Genomic DNA, 13,457 nt, shown 5'->3' with positions numbered 1-13,457 from the left:
CGTCGCAGTCATGGTATTCCTTGCTTGTCCCTTTGAGTCGTCGGAACTTGGTTGTCGGCGGACTTTACTGTCCCCAGGCGGCGTCCATGGACTGAAGGACCTGGTCAGCCGTCTTCTGGCCGGTGATCAGCCCCTGCACGCCGGACGCGAGGGCGTCGTAGACCGCCGAGTTTGGCCACTGCGTGTTCGGCAGCGGGCCATACTTTCCACCCTTGATAAGGTCGGCGACATTCTTGTACGCGCCGCTGCTGAAGTCGTAGCTGTCCAGGCCGCTGACCGGCAGGGCGCCGTCGATCTCCGCGAAAGCCTTGGTCTGTTCGGGCTCGGCCGTCCAGTCGAGGAAGGCCCGGGCTGCGTCCTTGTTCTTGGAAGCGGCGTTGATCGAGAATGCGTAGTTGGCGCTTGCGTAGGTGAAGGCCTTGTGGTCCTTCTCCGCAGGCAATGCGCGGACATCGAAGTCCGAGCTGGCTGCCGCCGACTTCAGCTGCTTCCAGCTGGGGGCGGGGATGAAGCCGGCAAGCGAAGTTCCGGTGGCCAGGCCCTGGGTGATGGCGTCAAAGCCCGCACCTGCAACGCCCTGCTGGAAACAACCGGCGTCATTGAGTTTGCTGACGGCCTCGAGGGCCGACTTCCAGCCGTCAGAACCGGCGAACGTGGTCTGGTTGTTCGCACGCTTTTCGTTCCACTTCGGGTCGTCGGCGTAAACCCGGGATCCCGCGAGCGACATTGCCATCAGCCCGGTGTTGGGGGCGGCTGACCCGGCCACGGCAAAGAACGACTTGCCGTTGGATTGCAGGGTCTTGCACTGCTGTTCAAGCGCGGAGAAATCCGACGGGAAGTCGGCAACGCCTGAAGCCTTCGCCGCAGTCTCGTTCGCTACCAGGCCAACGACGGTAATTTCCGCGGCCTGCCCGTAAACCTTGTCATCCTTGCCGAAAAGGCTGGTGCTTCCTTCGGGGACCAGCTTCTTGGCAGCGTCGTCCAGCGGCTCCAGGAAGCCGGCCTCGGCGAGGGGCAGAATGCTGCGTCCCTGGCCCGAACCGGGGGTGGTGACCACGATGTCCGAGGCGTTGCCGGCCTGGAGCTGGGTCCGCAGGGTCTGGTCATACGAATCGTTCGGCTGCGGGTTGAACGTGATCTTCACGTCGGGGTGCGACTTCATGTAGCTCTCTGCCAACACCTGGAAGGGGCTCTCCATGGTGTTGGACGTCGCGAACGACAGGGAAAACTCCTTGGACCCACCCGCAGGTGAGTTGCTGCCGGCAGGGCTTGAGCAGCCGGTGAGAGCAAGGGCCGCGATGGTGGGGACGGCGAGGACGCCGATAACCTTCAAACCCGCGGAGCGGCGGTGCTGTGTCATGTTCAGCCTTTCAGACTTCGTTGTCGAAGAACATCCGGGAGCGGTGACCCCGGTCACTCCTAAGTATGAGGGAGATGTGCAGGAAAAGCACATAAGTCTTTGCTATGACAGACATAAGTCTGGCCGTGGTGCACAAATCCACCCGGTTGACATAGTAGGAAATGATGCAGCAAGCGCTTCATATCGGCGGCACTGATAAGCTGGGGTGACGTACTTCACGAGTGGAAGACCTGTTCCATGACGAACTATTCCCAACTGTCCCGGCTCGACCTCAACCTCCTGATTTCGCTCGATGCATTGATCACCGAGCGCAGCGTGACGCGGGCAGCAGAGCGGCTGCATTTGAGCCAGCCCGCCCTGAGCGCTTCGTTGGGGCGGCTGCGGTCACACTTCGGGGATCCGATCCTGGCGCGGAGGGGCAATGCCTATGAGCTCACCCCCTTCGCGCTGCGGCTTGCGGAGCACACCACCACTGCCCTGGAGGCGGCCCGCCGTGTCTTTGAGAGCCAGGCGACGTGGGAGCCGGCCGAATCCGAGCGGGAGTTCCTGATCTATGGTTCGGACTACGGGTTCAGCACCATCGGACGCGCTGTTTCGGAGCTTGCGGCAGAGCGTGCCCCGGGAGTGCGCTTCCGGTTCATGCTCCACAATCCGTTGGTGGTGGAGGACGCCGCCAACCGGCTTCGTTCCGTAGACGGCATGGTGATCCCGCATGGCTTCCTCAACGGACTGCCGTACCAGGACCTGTGGCGCGACGGGTGGGTGGCCGTTGTCTCCGCATCCAACGATGCTGTGGGCACAGACATCACCATGGAGAACATTGCGGAACTGCCGTGGGTCATGACGTACCAGTCCCGGTCCGCGTTCACCTCGGCCCAGCGCCAGATCCAGCAGCTGGGGATTGAGCCGCGGGTGGATGTGGTTGTTGAAAGCTTCCTCTCGCTCCCGCATTTCGTGGCGGGTACGCAGCGGATAGGACTGATCCAGTCCGCCCTTGCCCCTTTTGCGCTGCAGCTCGACGGCGTCCGTGTCCTGCCGCTGCCGTTTGATGCCACTCCCCTGGTGAACGCCCTGTGGTGGCATCCCGTGCACGACCGGGACTCAGAGCATGAGTGGATGCGGGGTCTCTTCAAGGAGGCCGCAGACATGGTGGCGGCGTCCGCTGCCAAGGGGGGCACATAAGAGACGCGGGCACGTAAGGCACGGGCGCGCTTGGAGACCAAGGGCCCGGCCGGTATCCCGGCCGGGCCCCTCAGTTGGAATGCTGCCGCTTAGGTGGAGGCCGGCACGGACCGCATGCTCTTCCGGATGAGGTCGTGCTGCTTCCGCACCAGCAGGAGCGGGTCCACCTCGCCGAGTTCGGCGAAAGCGTGTCCCTCCCACTCACTGGACCAGTACCCGCGGTAGCCGCCGTCGACAAAGACGCGGACCAGCTCCGGATAGTCGATCGCCGGTTCGTTGCCGTCGTCGTCGATGTCGTAGAACTTCGCATGGACGTGCATGATCTGCGGCATGATATCGGCCCACTCCGTGGGCTGGACGTTGCCATGCATATTGAAGGCCAGGTGGGCGAAGGAGCCGAGGCGGCCCGGGTCGAAGCCCCGGCTGCGCAGGTAACCGATGAATTCCTCCTGGCGTTCACGCATGGTGGCATCGGTGGCCCAAATGGCCTGCAGCCTATCGATGGCTTCATCGTCAAGACCTGCACGGCGGACTGCACGCAGCAGCGTCGGCGACATGCTGTGCATGGTTGACGAGAAATCGGCCACGAATCCGAGCAACGGCGAATCGAGCTCCGCGTACACGTCACGGACCTTCATGATTTCCGGGGAGTTGGGCCCCAGGGGCGCGTGGATCTCGTAGGCCAGCTTCAGTTCGAGCTGTTCTGCGAGCGGCAGGAGCCGGCGGAGCAGCTGCGGCTTCGCACTCTGGATGCGCACCAGCGGGAAGCCAAGCATCTTGGCGCCTTGGAACAAGGTCCTGGTGAACTCGAATTCCTCGTCCGGGGTCATGTCGCGGTCACGGCGCCGGCCCATGTCAAGGTTGGCCCCGAAGGAGCTGGCATCGAAGCCATACTTGTCGAAGGCAGCCTTCCAGGTGCGCACGAACCCGTCGTCCACCACGGGATACGTGGGCAGCACCTGCGAGGCGACGATTTCGATGCCGGGGCCGATGCCCAGGTCCGCGACACGCTTGAGCAGGCCGTCGAAGTCGTACCAGCCGGCACGGAATTCGGCGCTTGCTGAGTAGAGGGTCAGCCCCAGCTTAAAGGGGTCTTCCGCGGTACGCTGCGGGGCAGGCGCAGTTACCGCTGCCAGCTCCGGTGCCGGCGCGTCCCGGTCCATCACCGTGAGCTCCAGGTACTGGCGCACGAAGTTGGGGACATACATGCCCGGACCGCCCTCCTCACCGGGCGCAATCTGCATGTACGGCAGCCTCAGCTCTCCGCTGATCGCAACAGCGTGCACCTCGCCCAGAACCACAGGCGTATCGCGCCTGGCGATCAGATGGGGGTGCTGCTGGAGGTACCACAGCGTTTCGCTCTGGGCGGGCAGGTCGGCCAGCGCGTACCGCGTTCCGTCCAGTTCAAGGCTCAGGTCCTCCTGCGGAACCTCCTGTCCATCCACGGAGAGGGTCATCTTGGATACCGAGGAGAGCCACAGGCTCCGGTACCACGGGATGGTCAGGGACAGCGCGAGACCGTCCGGGTGCGTGCGCAGGCTTGCATCATCAATAAGTCCGTTGGGCATGGTGTCACTCTTCAATGTTGGCGCGGCGGTGGTCAGTCGAGTTGGCCGGCGATGCGGCGGATCAGCGCGTGCTGGCGACGGACCTGTTCGATCGCCCGCCAGGGGGTCCGTTCACCTTCGTACTCGCTGGAGAGGTAGCCCGTGTATCCGGCGTCCTTGAGGGCTTTCAGGACCGGGAGCCACGGAATCTGCTGGTCCTCGAGCTGTTCGTTGATGTCGTGGAACTTGGCCTGGATGAAGACCACGTACTGGGCGATTTGGGCGAAGTCAGCGGGATCGACGCCAATGCCGTCCAGGAAGGCCGGGCGGGTTTCGCGGGTCTCGCCCTGCCGCAGCGGGATGGGGCGGTCCTGGAAGATTCCGGTGTCGATGAGGAGGCCGAAGTTCTTGGTGCCGGTCCGCTCGATGAGGGCAATGTAATCGTCCACCACCGGGTGCTTGATGGGGGTCGGCGAGTGGATTTCGGGGCAGATGATGACGCCCAGTTCATGCGCCAGGTCCAGCGAGCGCTCCACCGATTCGGTCCAGATGGGGTCCGGAACCAGGTCGCTGGAGACCACGCCGATCTTGGGCCGGACAAAGCTGAACCCGAGGCGGTGGGCAAGCCTCAGGTCCCGCTGCAGCGCCGCGGCGCCTTCGGTGACCGTCATGGACCGGCCGGGGTGCAGCCGGGTATCAATCCAGGAGCCATAGTTGGTGGGCTCCAGGGAGTACTTCTCCAGGAGCGCGAACCAGTTGTCGGTCCAGGTGGTGGAGGGCTCGGGATAGTGCGGCACGTGCGCCTCACCGAGGATCTCGACGCCGGTGGCCCCGACGTCGGCGACGGAGGCCAGGGCAGTCTCGAGGTCCATCACGGTGCCGAAGTCGTCCATGTAGCTGTAGAGGGACACGCCGTAGCGGAAGGTGCCCTCGCCGCCCTCGGGGGCGAGGGTGACCGCGCGGCTGACGCGGTAGGTGGAGGGCTGGTGCTCCAGCGGAATGTAGGACATCCGGAGCCGGAGCTCAATGCTGAGCTCATGGACTCCCTGCGGAAGGCCGCCGTCGAACGGAACCGTGACCAGGGCCGCCTCCTCCAGGGGCCAGCGGACGCCGTCGCTGTTCCAGAGTTCCTGCAGCGAGTACTGCCTGCCGCCGAAGGTCCAGCGGGGAACGTCGGCCGGTACGTCCACGAGGTTCCCCACGCGCACGGCGACGCCGTCGATCAGGGAGGCTGCCATTCCCCGGTAGGAAGGCATCCGGAGCCGGAACTGGAAGCCCGTGATTCTGCCGCCCTCACGCACGTTGCGGAAGCCGGATGACTGGATGAGGTCTCTTTCGAGAAGCATCATTGCTCACTCTCTCTAGGTGCAGAACCAGCGTAACATCGTTATGTTAGATTCCAGCAAAAGTTTGTAGACTTTCTTCCAAACTACCGAAGCGAGGCAATGGTGCCATGACCGACATCCTGAACGCCCTCATCCTCTCCGGGCATATGACCCGGGAACACGACAACGAATTCCGCAGCTTCCGCCAGCACAACCAGTGGCTGACGTCAGTACTGGAAGACACCGGCCGGTTCCGGGTGCGCGTGGTGGAGGATCCGCGCGGCCTCGGGGCGAGCGTGATCGACAAATACGACGTTGTGATTGTGGTGTTCGAAGGCCGCGACGGCTACCACGAGAAGGCGGTGGGCTTCGGCGCTGAAACCGACGCCGCCCTGCTGAAATTTGTCCACGAAGACGGCAAGGGCATGGTCTGGTTCCACGGCTCTGCCGTGCAGGAGGACGACTGGGGATATCCCGAGGAGTACAACACCATGCGGGGCGCGAAGCTCAGCGTTCCCACCGGCCTGCGCCCCCGCCCCTGGGGTGAGGCGCTGCTCCAGACGGCCGAACCACGCCATCCCATCACCGAGGGCATCAGCAAAACCTGGACGGTAACGGGCGATGACATCCTCACCGGGGTGGAGCTGCACGAAGGAGCGGAGGTGCTTCTCTCAGTGTTTGATGATCTGGAATCGTACGAGCAAGCACCCATGTGGCCGATGTCCCACTATCCGGTGGCCATCCCGCCGGAAGGACCCAGCGGCCTTCCCGGCATCAACACCCTGCAACCGCTGGCCTGGATCAACAACTACGGCAACGGCCGCAGCTTCACCATCACCATCGGGCACGACATCGACACCTTCCGGCGGATTGAATTCATCCGGATGTTCCCCCGCGGCGTCGAATGGGCGGCCACGGGCAAGGTCACGCTCGAAGGGCCGGACCGCAGGGGTGAGCGCCGCTTCCTTCCCTGGCCCTACTACAACCAGGAGGGGTAGCGGCTACCCGCCCAGTGCGTTCAGCTCGGCCCGCGTGGGCGGGTTGGCCCCTGGGCGGGAGACCGTGACGGCAGCAGCCTTGGCGGCGTGGGCCAGCAGTTCGGCGAGGCCTTCGGCAGGGAGTTCGCGCAGTTCCTGGCGGTTCTGGGCGCCGTCCAGTTCCCTGTCCACGAGGCCGGAGAGCAGCGCCGCCATGAAGGAGTCGCCCGCCCCGACGGTATCCGCCACCTCAACCCGGGGCGCGGCAACCTTGGCTTCGCCGGTCCGGCAGACGCCCCAGGGCCCGTCCGCGCCGCGGGTGACCACCACCAGGGCAGGGCCCTCCTCGCCGCCCAGGGCCAGCCATTTGCGGGCCGAGTCCAGGACGTCCTGCCCGGGGTACAGCCAGGCCAGGTCCTCATCCGAGGCCTTCACCACGTCGGAGAGCGTGACGAATTTTTCCGCCTGCCGGCGCGCGAAGTCCACATCGGTGACGATGGTCGGCCGGCAGTTGGGGTCGAAGCTGATGGTGGCCGACGGGTGGGCAAATTCGACGGCGGCCAGCACCTCGGTGGCACCCGGCATCAGCATGGTGGCGATGGAGCCGGTGTGCAGCAGGGTGGTGCCCCGCAGCATGAAGCCGAGCCGGTCGGTGATGCCCGGCAGCTCCCAGGTGAGGTCGAACGTATAGGTGGCGGCACCGTCGTCGTCAATCAGCGCAGTGGCCACGCTGGTGGGCAGGTCGTCCGGCGGCACCGGCAGCATCACTGAACTGGAGCGCAGGTGGGCCGCCACCGAGTCACCGTAGGCGTCCCGGCCGTAACGGCCGATGAACTGCACCGGGTGGTCCAGCCGCGCCAGGCCCACGGCAACGTTGAGCGGGCTGCCGCCCACGTGGGCCTCAATGCCGGAGGCACGCTGGACAACGTCAACAAGGCCTTCGCCGATAACTGTGAGCATGGACATACTCTGCCAGAAACGGGGCGGCCTCAGCAGTTCGTCTCAGCGGAGCAGCCGGCCAACCAGCTCCCGGCACGTCCGGTAGGCCTCGGACGTGACGTCAATCAGCGCAAAGTGGTCCCCCGGAACGGTGACCAGCTGCGGGGGCACCGGACCCAAACTGCCCGCCTGCACGTACGCGGCGGACATGGCCAGCGGGACGTCGTCGTCGTCGTCCGTGTGGACGGCGTAGACGGGCACGTCCAGTGGGAGGGCGGCCATCGGGTCCGCATACTTGAACCGTTCCGGAATGTCCGACGACGGTCCACCCAGCAGGTTGGCTGCCGCGCCGTTGCTGAGGTTGAGCCTTTCGGCCCCCGCCAAGTCCAGGACGCCGGACTGGCTCACCACCCCGGTCAGGGGGACGCCGTCCCCGTGAGCCTGTACCCCACGGTCAGCCGCCGTCAGGCCAAGCCTCCCCAGCCGGTCCCGCCCGGCAGCCCACACAGCCAGGTGGCCGCCCGCGGAATGCCCCAGGGCCACCACCTTGCCCAGGTCCAGGCCGTGCGGCCCGGCGAGCGCGGCGAGTTTGTCGATTCCGGCCAGGATGTCCTGGAACGTGCCGGGCCAGCCCCCGCCGTTCCCGGCGCGCCGGTACTCGAGGTTCCAGGCAGCCATGCCGTGTTCCGCCAGGTCCTTCGCCAGCGGTTCACCCAGTTCGGCCCCATACGTGGAGCGCCAGTAGCCGCCATGGATCACCACCACCACGCCCCGGTGTTTCCCGCCGGCCGGGAGGTCCGGCAGGAAAAGTTCACCCCACTGGCTCGGGTCCTGGCCGTATTCATAGCGGTGGCGTTGCGTCACACTGGCCCACTTTAGCTGCCCCCATCACCGGAAGTGGGCCTTGTATCCTCAGGCAGAACCCTCGAAACTGGGCTAGTTCGTGCGGCGCGCCACGCGGCGGTCCGTTTAGCCGCAGCATCCTGTGGGCACGGTTCCCGCATGGAAGATCAGGAAGTGACCACGCAGGCATCAACGGTGGAGGAATGGACGCGCGCACTGGCGGAGTCCACAGGGTCCCCGGGCGGCGGTGCGGGGACGGGGCTGATGCTCGCCGTCGCGGCGTCCCTGACGTCCATGGTTGCCGGTTACAGCGATGACGACGGCGGCGAGCCGGACAGGATCCGCGGCCGGGCCCAGGCGCTGCGCAAGGAAGCCCTGGACCTGGCCGATGACGACGCCGCCGCCTCGAAGGCATTCGGTGCCGCGTTCCGGCTGGAACCCGGCAAGGAGCGGGACGAAGCGATACGGCAGGCATCCGTGGAAGCGGCGGCCTCCTCTGCCGTCCTCGGCGAACGGGCCATCGACGCCATTGACGATCTCGCCTGGCTTGCAACCAAGGGCAACCGGGCATTGGTGGCGGACGTCGTCGTCGCGTTCGGCGCCCTCCGCGCCGCCGTCGCCGGGGCACGCACCAACGTCAGCTTCGACCTGGGCTCGCTCCGCTCCGCGGGTACCGGCCTTGACGAGGTCCGGGAACAGCATCCGGACCTGTGGGCCAGCGTCGAGAAGCTGAATGCCGCCATAAAGCGGATCGACGAGCTGACGGCAGCGATAGACCACAGGGCCGCGCCCACCGACGCCGCTTGAACGGGACGATACTGGGAACCACAAGCAATTCAGGGAGGGCCGCGCATGGCACGCGTTTTCATCACCGGATCCACGGACGGGCTTGGCCTGGCGGCGGCGGAGACGCTGCTCCGGGAGGGGCACGAGGTGATTGTCCACGCGCGGTCCTCCAAGCGGCTCCCCGCGGTTCAGCACCTGCTGGACCGCGGGGCGCAGTGCGTCCTCGGGGACCTGGCCGTGACTGCGGACATCCGGCAGATTGCGGAGCAGGCCAACGGCATCGGCGGCATTGACGCGGTCATTCACAACGCCGGCGTGCTCAGCGGCCCGGCCCTGCTGCCGGTCAACGTGGTGGCCCCCTACCTGCTGACGGCCCTCATCCCCGGCCCGCGCCGGCTCGTGTACCTCAGCAGCGGCATGCACCGCGGCGGCACCACCGGCCTGGACGGCCTGGACTGGGCAGGACGGACGACGACGGCTTCCTACTCCACCACCAAGCTGCAGGTCACTGCGTTGTCGGCAGCGCTGGCCAGGCTGGTGCCGCACGTCGCCAGCAACGCCGTCGACCCCGGTTGGGTGCCCACCCGGATGGGCGGCCGGTCAGCCCCGGATGACCTGGAACTGGGCCATCGGACCCAGGAATGGCTGGCCACCAGCGACGATCCCGAGGCCCTCTCCAGCGGCGGCTACTGGTACCACGGGCAACGGCAAACGCCCCATGCTGCCGCCAACGACCCCGGCTTCCAGGACGCCCTGCTGGCCCGGCTCGCGGAGCACACCGAGGTGACCCTGGACGCGGTGGGCTGAACCCAATCCATTGCTCCGTACTTGTCGTATTCACGCTCGAAAACGGCAAATACGGAGCAGTCGATGGGGTTTAGGGCGTGCGCAGGCGCCGTTCGACGTCGGCCGTCTCAGGGTACGCCGCCTGCGTGCCTTTGCGGGTGGTGGCCAGGGCGGCGGCCACGGAGGCGAAAGCTGCTGCGTCGGCGAGCGCATCGCCGGCGGCCAGGCGCACGGCCACCGCTCCGGTGAAGGCGTCGCCGGCGCCGGTGGTGTCCACGGCGTGAACCTCGGTGGGCTGGACCCGGATGACGCGGGAGCCGTTCGGGCCCAGGGAATCCAGCACCACGGACCCCTGGGAGCCCAGGGTCAGCAGGACCTGCTGGATGCCGTGGCCCGCGAACCGTTCGCGCACCGCGTCCCACTCGGCGGCGGGCGCAGCGGCGTCCGGCATGGGCGCCCCGTCACCCAGGAACAGCGCTGCTTCGTGGGCGTTAACCAGCAGCACATCCGCCAGCCCGGCCAGGGCTGACGGGATCTCCGCGTACGGCGAGAGATTCAGCAGAACTGTGCCGCCGGCGTCGTGCCCTGCCTGCGCGGCCGCCAGCACGGTCTCCATGGCCACCTCCAGGCAGAGGCTCACGACGGCGGCCCCGTCCAGCACGTCCGACGCCGCGGCAACGTCCGCCGGGGACAGGGTGCCGTTGGCGCCGGCGGAGATGATGATGTTGTTTTCGCCCCGGGCGTCCACGGCGATGACGGCCACGCCGGTGGGTTCGCTGGATGTGCGGACATGGCTGACATCCACTCCGGCCCCGGCTACCGAGGCCTCAAGCATGTTGCCGTTGGCGTCCTCCCCCACCGCGCCGACCAGGCTGACCCGCCCTCCCAGCCGGGCGGCGGCCACGGCCTGGTTGGCGCTCTTGCCGCCGGGGTTAACGGCGAACCCGTTGCCCTGGACGGTTTCGCCGGGCTGCGGCAGGCGGTCGCAGTAGATGGTGAGGTCTGCGTTGAGGGAACCGACGACGACGATCCCGCCAGAAGCGGCGGCCGCGGCACTCATGGCGCCACCTCGGCCTCGACCGGCTTGGGGATCAGCAGGGACGCTGCGAAGGCGGCGACGGTCAGCGCCAGGCCGACGACCACGACGGTCAGGTAGGAGGCCTTCGCATCGCCGAGCGCCGACGTCGCCACCAGCACGGCCGGCAGGACAAGGAAGCTGAGGCCTGCGCCGAGGTTGAAGGCGCCGGCGTTCATGCCGGGCAGGAAGCCGGGGTTGCCGGCGGGCGAGAGGACAACGCCGAGTCCGTTGAGCATGATGTTGACCGTACCGGCGTACATGATGCCCAGCAAGACCGTTCCGGCGATCATCATCGGCAGGCTGTCCAGTCCCAGGAACGCGATGACGGCGAGCGCGGCGATGCTGCCGAGGAGGCCGATGCGGAGAACCTTGGTGTACCCGAGGACCGGGGCCAGCCTGCCGCTGAGCGGTCCGACCAGCCAGCCGAGCAGGGCGTACGGGGTGAGGATGATCAGCGACATTTCCGTGGGTCCGATGCCGAATCCGGGGGCGGCGGCCTGGACGTAGGCGGGGACGATGCCGTTGATGACGGCGAAGATGCCAGTCATGGTCAGCGTGGTGGTCAGCAGCGGCGCCCAGGTGGAGCGCTGGCGCAGGTGCACGGTTTCCACCATGGGCTGGGCGGTGCGCTGTTCGGTGCGCCAGAAGGCGAAGAACGCGACGGCGGACACGAGGACCAGAGCCAGGCTCAGCAGCAGGGTGGCGGAGGAGAACCCGGCCACCAGCTTGGAGCCTTCATTCAGGGCGGTCAGCAGCGCCCCAACGGCCACCACGATGAAGAACACGCCCAGCCAGTCCATCCGGGTGCCGGCTGCGGGCTTGCTTTCGGAGGCGAGGAACACCACGAGGGCCGTGGCAGCGACGGCCAGGACCACCATCAGCCAGAAGATGCTGCGGAAGCCGAAGTGCTCGGCGAAGTAGCCGCCCACGAAGGAGTCCACACCGGCGACGCCGCCGTTGACGGCGGTGATGAGGCCCATCAGGGTGCCGTATTTGCGGGGGTTGCTGACGGCGGAGCGCAGCATGATCAGGCAGAGCGGCACCGTGGGTCCGCTGACGCCCTGGATGATCCGGCCTACGAAGAGCCAGGTGACGTCGGGCGCGAGGGCCGCGATCACGGACCCCACGGCCATGAGGACCATCATGCCCACCAGGACCTTCTTGCGGCCCACGATGTCGCTCAGGCGGGGCAGGAACAGGGAGAAGAGGGCGGCGGCGGTGAAGAACCAGGTCTGGGAGAGGCCGATTACGGCCTGATCGGTCTTGAGTTCCTCGCCCATGGTGACCAGTGCAGGGCTGAGCATGGAGGCGTTGAGCTGGAAGGCCACGCAGGCTGCCAGCAGGGCGGTCATGAGGGCGGCGGTGTTGCCGCGGCCGGTCTTGGCGCCGGTCAGGGTGGCAGTCATTTACTTGACCCCTCCGGTGGTGAGGGAGGCACTTGCCTGGCGTTCGACGTCGGACGTGTTGCCAGCGCTGGAGGTGTTCCCGCTGCCCGGCTCGCCGATGCGTACCAGGGCGTCGGTGACGAGGTCCCAGAACCGTCCGTGGTCCAGGTCCACCGCAACGCTGGTGTGGCAATCGGCGGGTGCCGGGGCCCGGAAATCGGCGACGGTCATGCCGAGGGTGAGGGCGCCCTGCAGCTCGATGTTGACGGGAACCTTGCGGGTGCTGACGATGCTGGGGTCGATGACGTAGGCCACGGCGCAGGGATCGTGGACGGGCGGGTAGTCGAAGCCCTGGGCATCCTTGTAGGTGTGGGCGAAGAAGTCCATCAGTTCGGTGACGAACTTGGCGGGCGTGGTGCCGATGGCGGCGATCTTTTCCACCACGTCCGGGGTGGCCAGCGCCTGGTGGGTGAGATCCAGGCCCACCATGACCACCGGCCACTTCTCGTTGAAGACGATGTGGGCGGCCTCGGGGTCGATGATGATGTTGAATTCAGCCACGGCACTCCAGTTGCCCACGTGGTAGCCGCCGCCCATGAGGACTACCTCCTTCACGCGTTCCACGATGCGCGGTTCCTTGCGGGCGGCCATGGCGATGTTGGTCAGGCCGGCGGTGGGCACCAGGGTGACGGTGCCGGGCTCGTGCGCCATCACGGTGTCGATGATGAGGTCGACGGCGTGGCGCGGGTCCAGTTCGATGGTGGACTCCGGGAGGGCGGGGCCGTCCATGCCGGATTCGCCGTGGATGTCCGGCGCGGTTTCGATGCTCCGTACCAGGGGGCGAGGGCAGCCGGCGGCGAAGGGGACGCCGGTGATGCCGGCGATGGTGCCGACGGCGAGGGCGTTGCGGGTGACTTTTTCGAGCGTCTGGTTGCCCACCACGGTGGTGACGGCCAGCAGGTCGATGGTGGGGTTGCCGTGCGCGAGCAGCAAGGCCACGGCGTCATCGTGGCCGGGGTCGCAGTCCAGGATGATCTGCCTGCGCTCTGTTGGATTCGTCCACTGCCGGCCCTTCAGGGGCTGGCTTGGGCTGGTTCGGGGATTTGGTTCCACGATGGTTCTCCACGTCATTGGGGCCTGCCGGGGACGGCAGGGTTTTCAGTCTTCCGGGAGTGATCATGGCAGGATTTTGTGGCCTACGTCAAACGCTTAACGCTGCTTCTGCATTTGCCCACGTCAAGCGCTTGAT

General features: G+C 66.7%; 12 protein-coding genes. 4 read left to right on the top strand and 8 right to left on the bottom strand.

The genetic code is table 11. From position 1 onward, the window contains the following. Positions 1-64: 64 nt before the first annotated feature. On the bottom strand, positions 65-1,360 hold the full coding sequence (locus ACTJK0_RS12385; RefSeq protein WP_440745362.1) for an ABC transporter substrate-binding protein: 1,296 nt from the start codon (positions 1,358-1,360) through the stop codon (positions 65-67). Between the two features lie 237 nt (positions 1,361-1,597). Here ACTJK0_RS12385 and ACTJK0_RS12380 point away from each other — a divergent pair, with 237 nt between their 5' ends. Next, positions 1,598-2,542 carry a LysR family transcriptional regulator gene (locus ACTJK0_RS12380; protein WP_440745361.1) on the top strand — a complete coding sequence of 315 codons (945 nt, stop codon included), beginning with the start codon at positions 1,598-1,600 and terminating at the stop codon, positions 2,540-2,542. An 89-nt stretch (positions 2,543-2,631) separates the two neighbouring features. Here ACTJK0_RS12380 and ACTJK0_RS12375 read toward each other — a convergent pair whose 3' ends face one another. Beyond that, positions 2,632-4,110 carry a C-glycoside deglycosidase beta subunit domain-containing protein gene (locus ACTJK0_RS12375; protein ID WP_440745360.1) on the bottom strand — a complete coding sequence of 493 codons (1,479 nt, stop codon included), beginning with the start codon at positions 4,108-4,110 and terminating at the stop codon, positions 2,632-2,634. A 32-nt stretch (positions 4,111-4,142) separates the two neighbouring features. Beyond that, positions 4,143-5,435: a C-glycoside deglycosidase beta subunit domain-containing protein gene (locus ACTJK0_RS12370; RefSeq protein WP_440745359.1), complete on the bottom strand. Its 1,293-nt coding sequence runs from the start codon at positions 5,433-5,435 to the stop codon at positions 4,143-4,145. A 107-nt stretch (positions 5,436-5,542) separates the two neighbouring features. Between ACTJK0_RS12370 and ACTJK0_RS12365 the strand changes: the two genes are divergently transcribed. After that, positions 5,543-6,412, top strand: coding sequence for a ThuA domain-containing protein (locus ACTJK0_RS12365; RefSeq protein ID WP_110542246.1), 870 nt, complete (start codon positions 5,543-5,545; stop codon positions 6,410-6,412). A 3-nt stretch (positions 6,413-6,415) separates the two neighbouring features. Here the strand turns inward: ACTJK0_RS12365 and ACTJK0_RS12360 are convergent, their stop codons facing one another. After that, complete coding sequence (locus ACTJK0_RS12360; protein WP_440745358.1) at positions 6,416-7,351, bottom strand: carbohydrate kinase family protein; 936 nt, start codon at positions 7,349-7,351, stop codon at positions 6,416-6,418. Between the two features lie 42 nt (positions 7,352-7,393). Next, positions 7,394-8,194, bottom strand: coding sequence for an alpha/beta hydrolase (locus tag ACTJK0_RS12355; protein ID WP_440745357.1), 801 nt, complete (start codon positions 8,192-8,194; stop codon positions 7,394-7,396). Between the two features lie 138 nt (positions 8,195-8,332). Here ACTJK0_RS12355 and ACTJK0_RS12350 point away from each other — a divergent pair, with 138 nt between their 5' ends. Both ACTJK0_RS12350 and ACTJK0_RS12345 read left to right on the top strand, forming a co-directional pair. Beyond that, a complete protein-coding gene (locus tag ACTJK0_RS12350; RefSeq protein WP_440745356.1) occupies positions 8,333-8,980 on the top strand; it encodes a cyclodeaminase/cyclohydrolase family protein in 648 nt (215 codons plus the stop codon). Between the two features lie 45 nt (positions 8,981-9,025). Further along, the gene (locus ACTJK0_RS12345; protein ID WP_110542244.1) at positions 9,026-9,766 is read left to right on the top strand and encodes an SDR family NAD(P)-dependent oxidoreductase; all 741 of its coding nucleotides are present in this window, start codon (positions 9,026-9,028) and stop codon (positions 9,764-9,766) included. Between the two features lie 70 nt (positions 9,767-9,836). Here the strand turns inward: ACTJK0_RS12345 and ACTJK0_RS12340 are convergent, their stop codons facing one another. From ACTJK0_RS12340 to uriH, 3 genes are read right to left on the bottom strand one after another with little or no spacing between them, the layout of a single operon-like run. Continuing rightward, positions 9,837-10,805, bottom strand: a complete 969-nt coding sequence (locus tag ACTJK0_RS12340) for a ribokinase (protein ID WP_110542243.1) — start codon at positions 10,803-10,805, stop codon at positions 9,837-9,839. Beyond that, positions 10,802-12,229: a uridine transporter UriT gene (gene uriT, locus ACTJK0_RS12335; protein ID WP_440745355.1), complete on the bottom strand. Its 1,428-nt coding sequence runs from the start codon at positions 12,227-12,229 to the stop codon at positions 10,802-10,804. The genes ACTJK0_RS12340 and uriT overlap by 4 nt, the downstream gene beginning before the upstream one ends. Then, positions 12,230-13,339, bottom strand: a complete 1,110-nt coding sequence (gene uriH / locus ACTJK0_RS12330; protein ID WP_440745354.1) for a uridine-preferring nucleoside hydrolase UriH — start codon at positions 13,337-13,339, stop codon at positions 12,230-12,232. Positions 13,340-13,457: the final 118 nt, after the last annotated feature.

Source organism: Paenarthrobacter sp. 22069, from assembly GCF_052046035.1.
GTDB lineage: Bacteria > Actinomycetota > Actinomycetes > Actinomycetales > Micrococcaceae > Arthrobacter.
This window is presented reverse-complemented; position numbering and strand designations above follow the sequence as displayed.

Coding starts and splice junctions, on each gene's coding strand:
- ACTJK0_RS12385 (WP_440745362.1), bottom strand. CDS start 1,360: ATGACACAGCACCGCCGCTCCGCGGGTTTGAAGGTTATCGGCGTCCTC.
- ACTJK0_RS12380 (WP_440745361.1), top strand. CDS start 1,598: ATGACGAACTATTCCCAACTGTCCCGGCTCGACCTCAACCTCCTGATT.
- ACTJK0_RS12375 (WP_440745360.1), bottom strand. CDS start 4,110: ATGCCCAACGGACTTATTGATGATGCAAGCCTGCGCACGCACCCGGAC.
- ACTJK0_RS12370 (WP_440745359.1), bottom strand. CDS start 5,435: ATGCTTCTCGAAAGAGACCTCATCCAGTCATCCGGCTTCCGCAACGTG.
- ACTJK0_RS12365 (WP_110542246.1), top strand. CDS start 5,543: ATGACCGACATCCTGAACGCCCTCATCCTCTCCGGGCATATGACCCGG.
- ACTJK0_RS12360 (WP_440745358.1), bottom strand. CDS start 7,351: ATGCTCACAGTTATCGGCGAAGGCCTTGTTGACGTTGTCCAGCGTGCC.
- ACTJK0_RS12350 (WP_440745356.1), top strand. CDS start 8,333: ATGGAAGATCAGGAAGTGACCACGCAGGCATCAACGGTGGAGGAATGG.
- ACTJK0_RS12345 (WP_110542244.1), top strand. CDS start 9,026: ATGGCACGCGTTTTCATCACCGGATCCACGGACGGGCTTGGCCTGGCG.
- ACTJK0_RS12340 (WP_110542243.1), bottom strand. CDS start 10,805: ATGAGTGCCGCGGCCGCCGCTTCTGGCGGGATCGTCGTCGTCGGTTCC.
- uriT (WP_440745355.1), bottom strand. CDS start 12,229: ATGACTGCCACCCTGACCGGCGCCAAGACCGGCCGCGGCAACACCGCC.
- uriH (WP_440745354.1), bottom strand. CDS start 13,339: ATGACGTGGAGAACCATCGTGGAACCAAATCCCCGAACCAGCCCAAGC.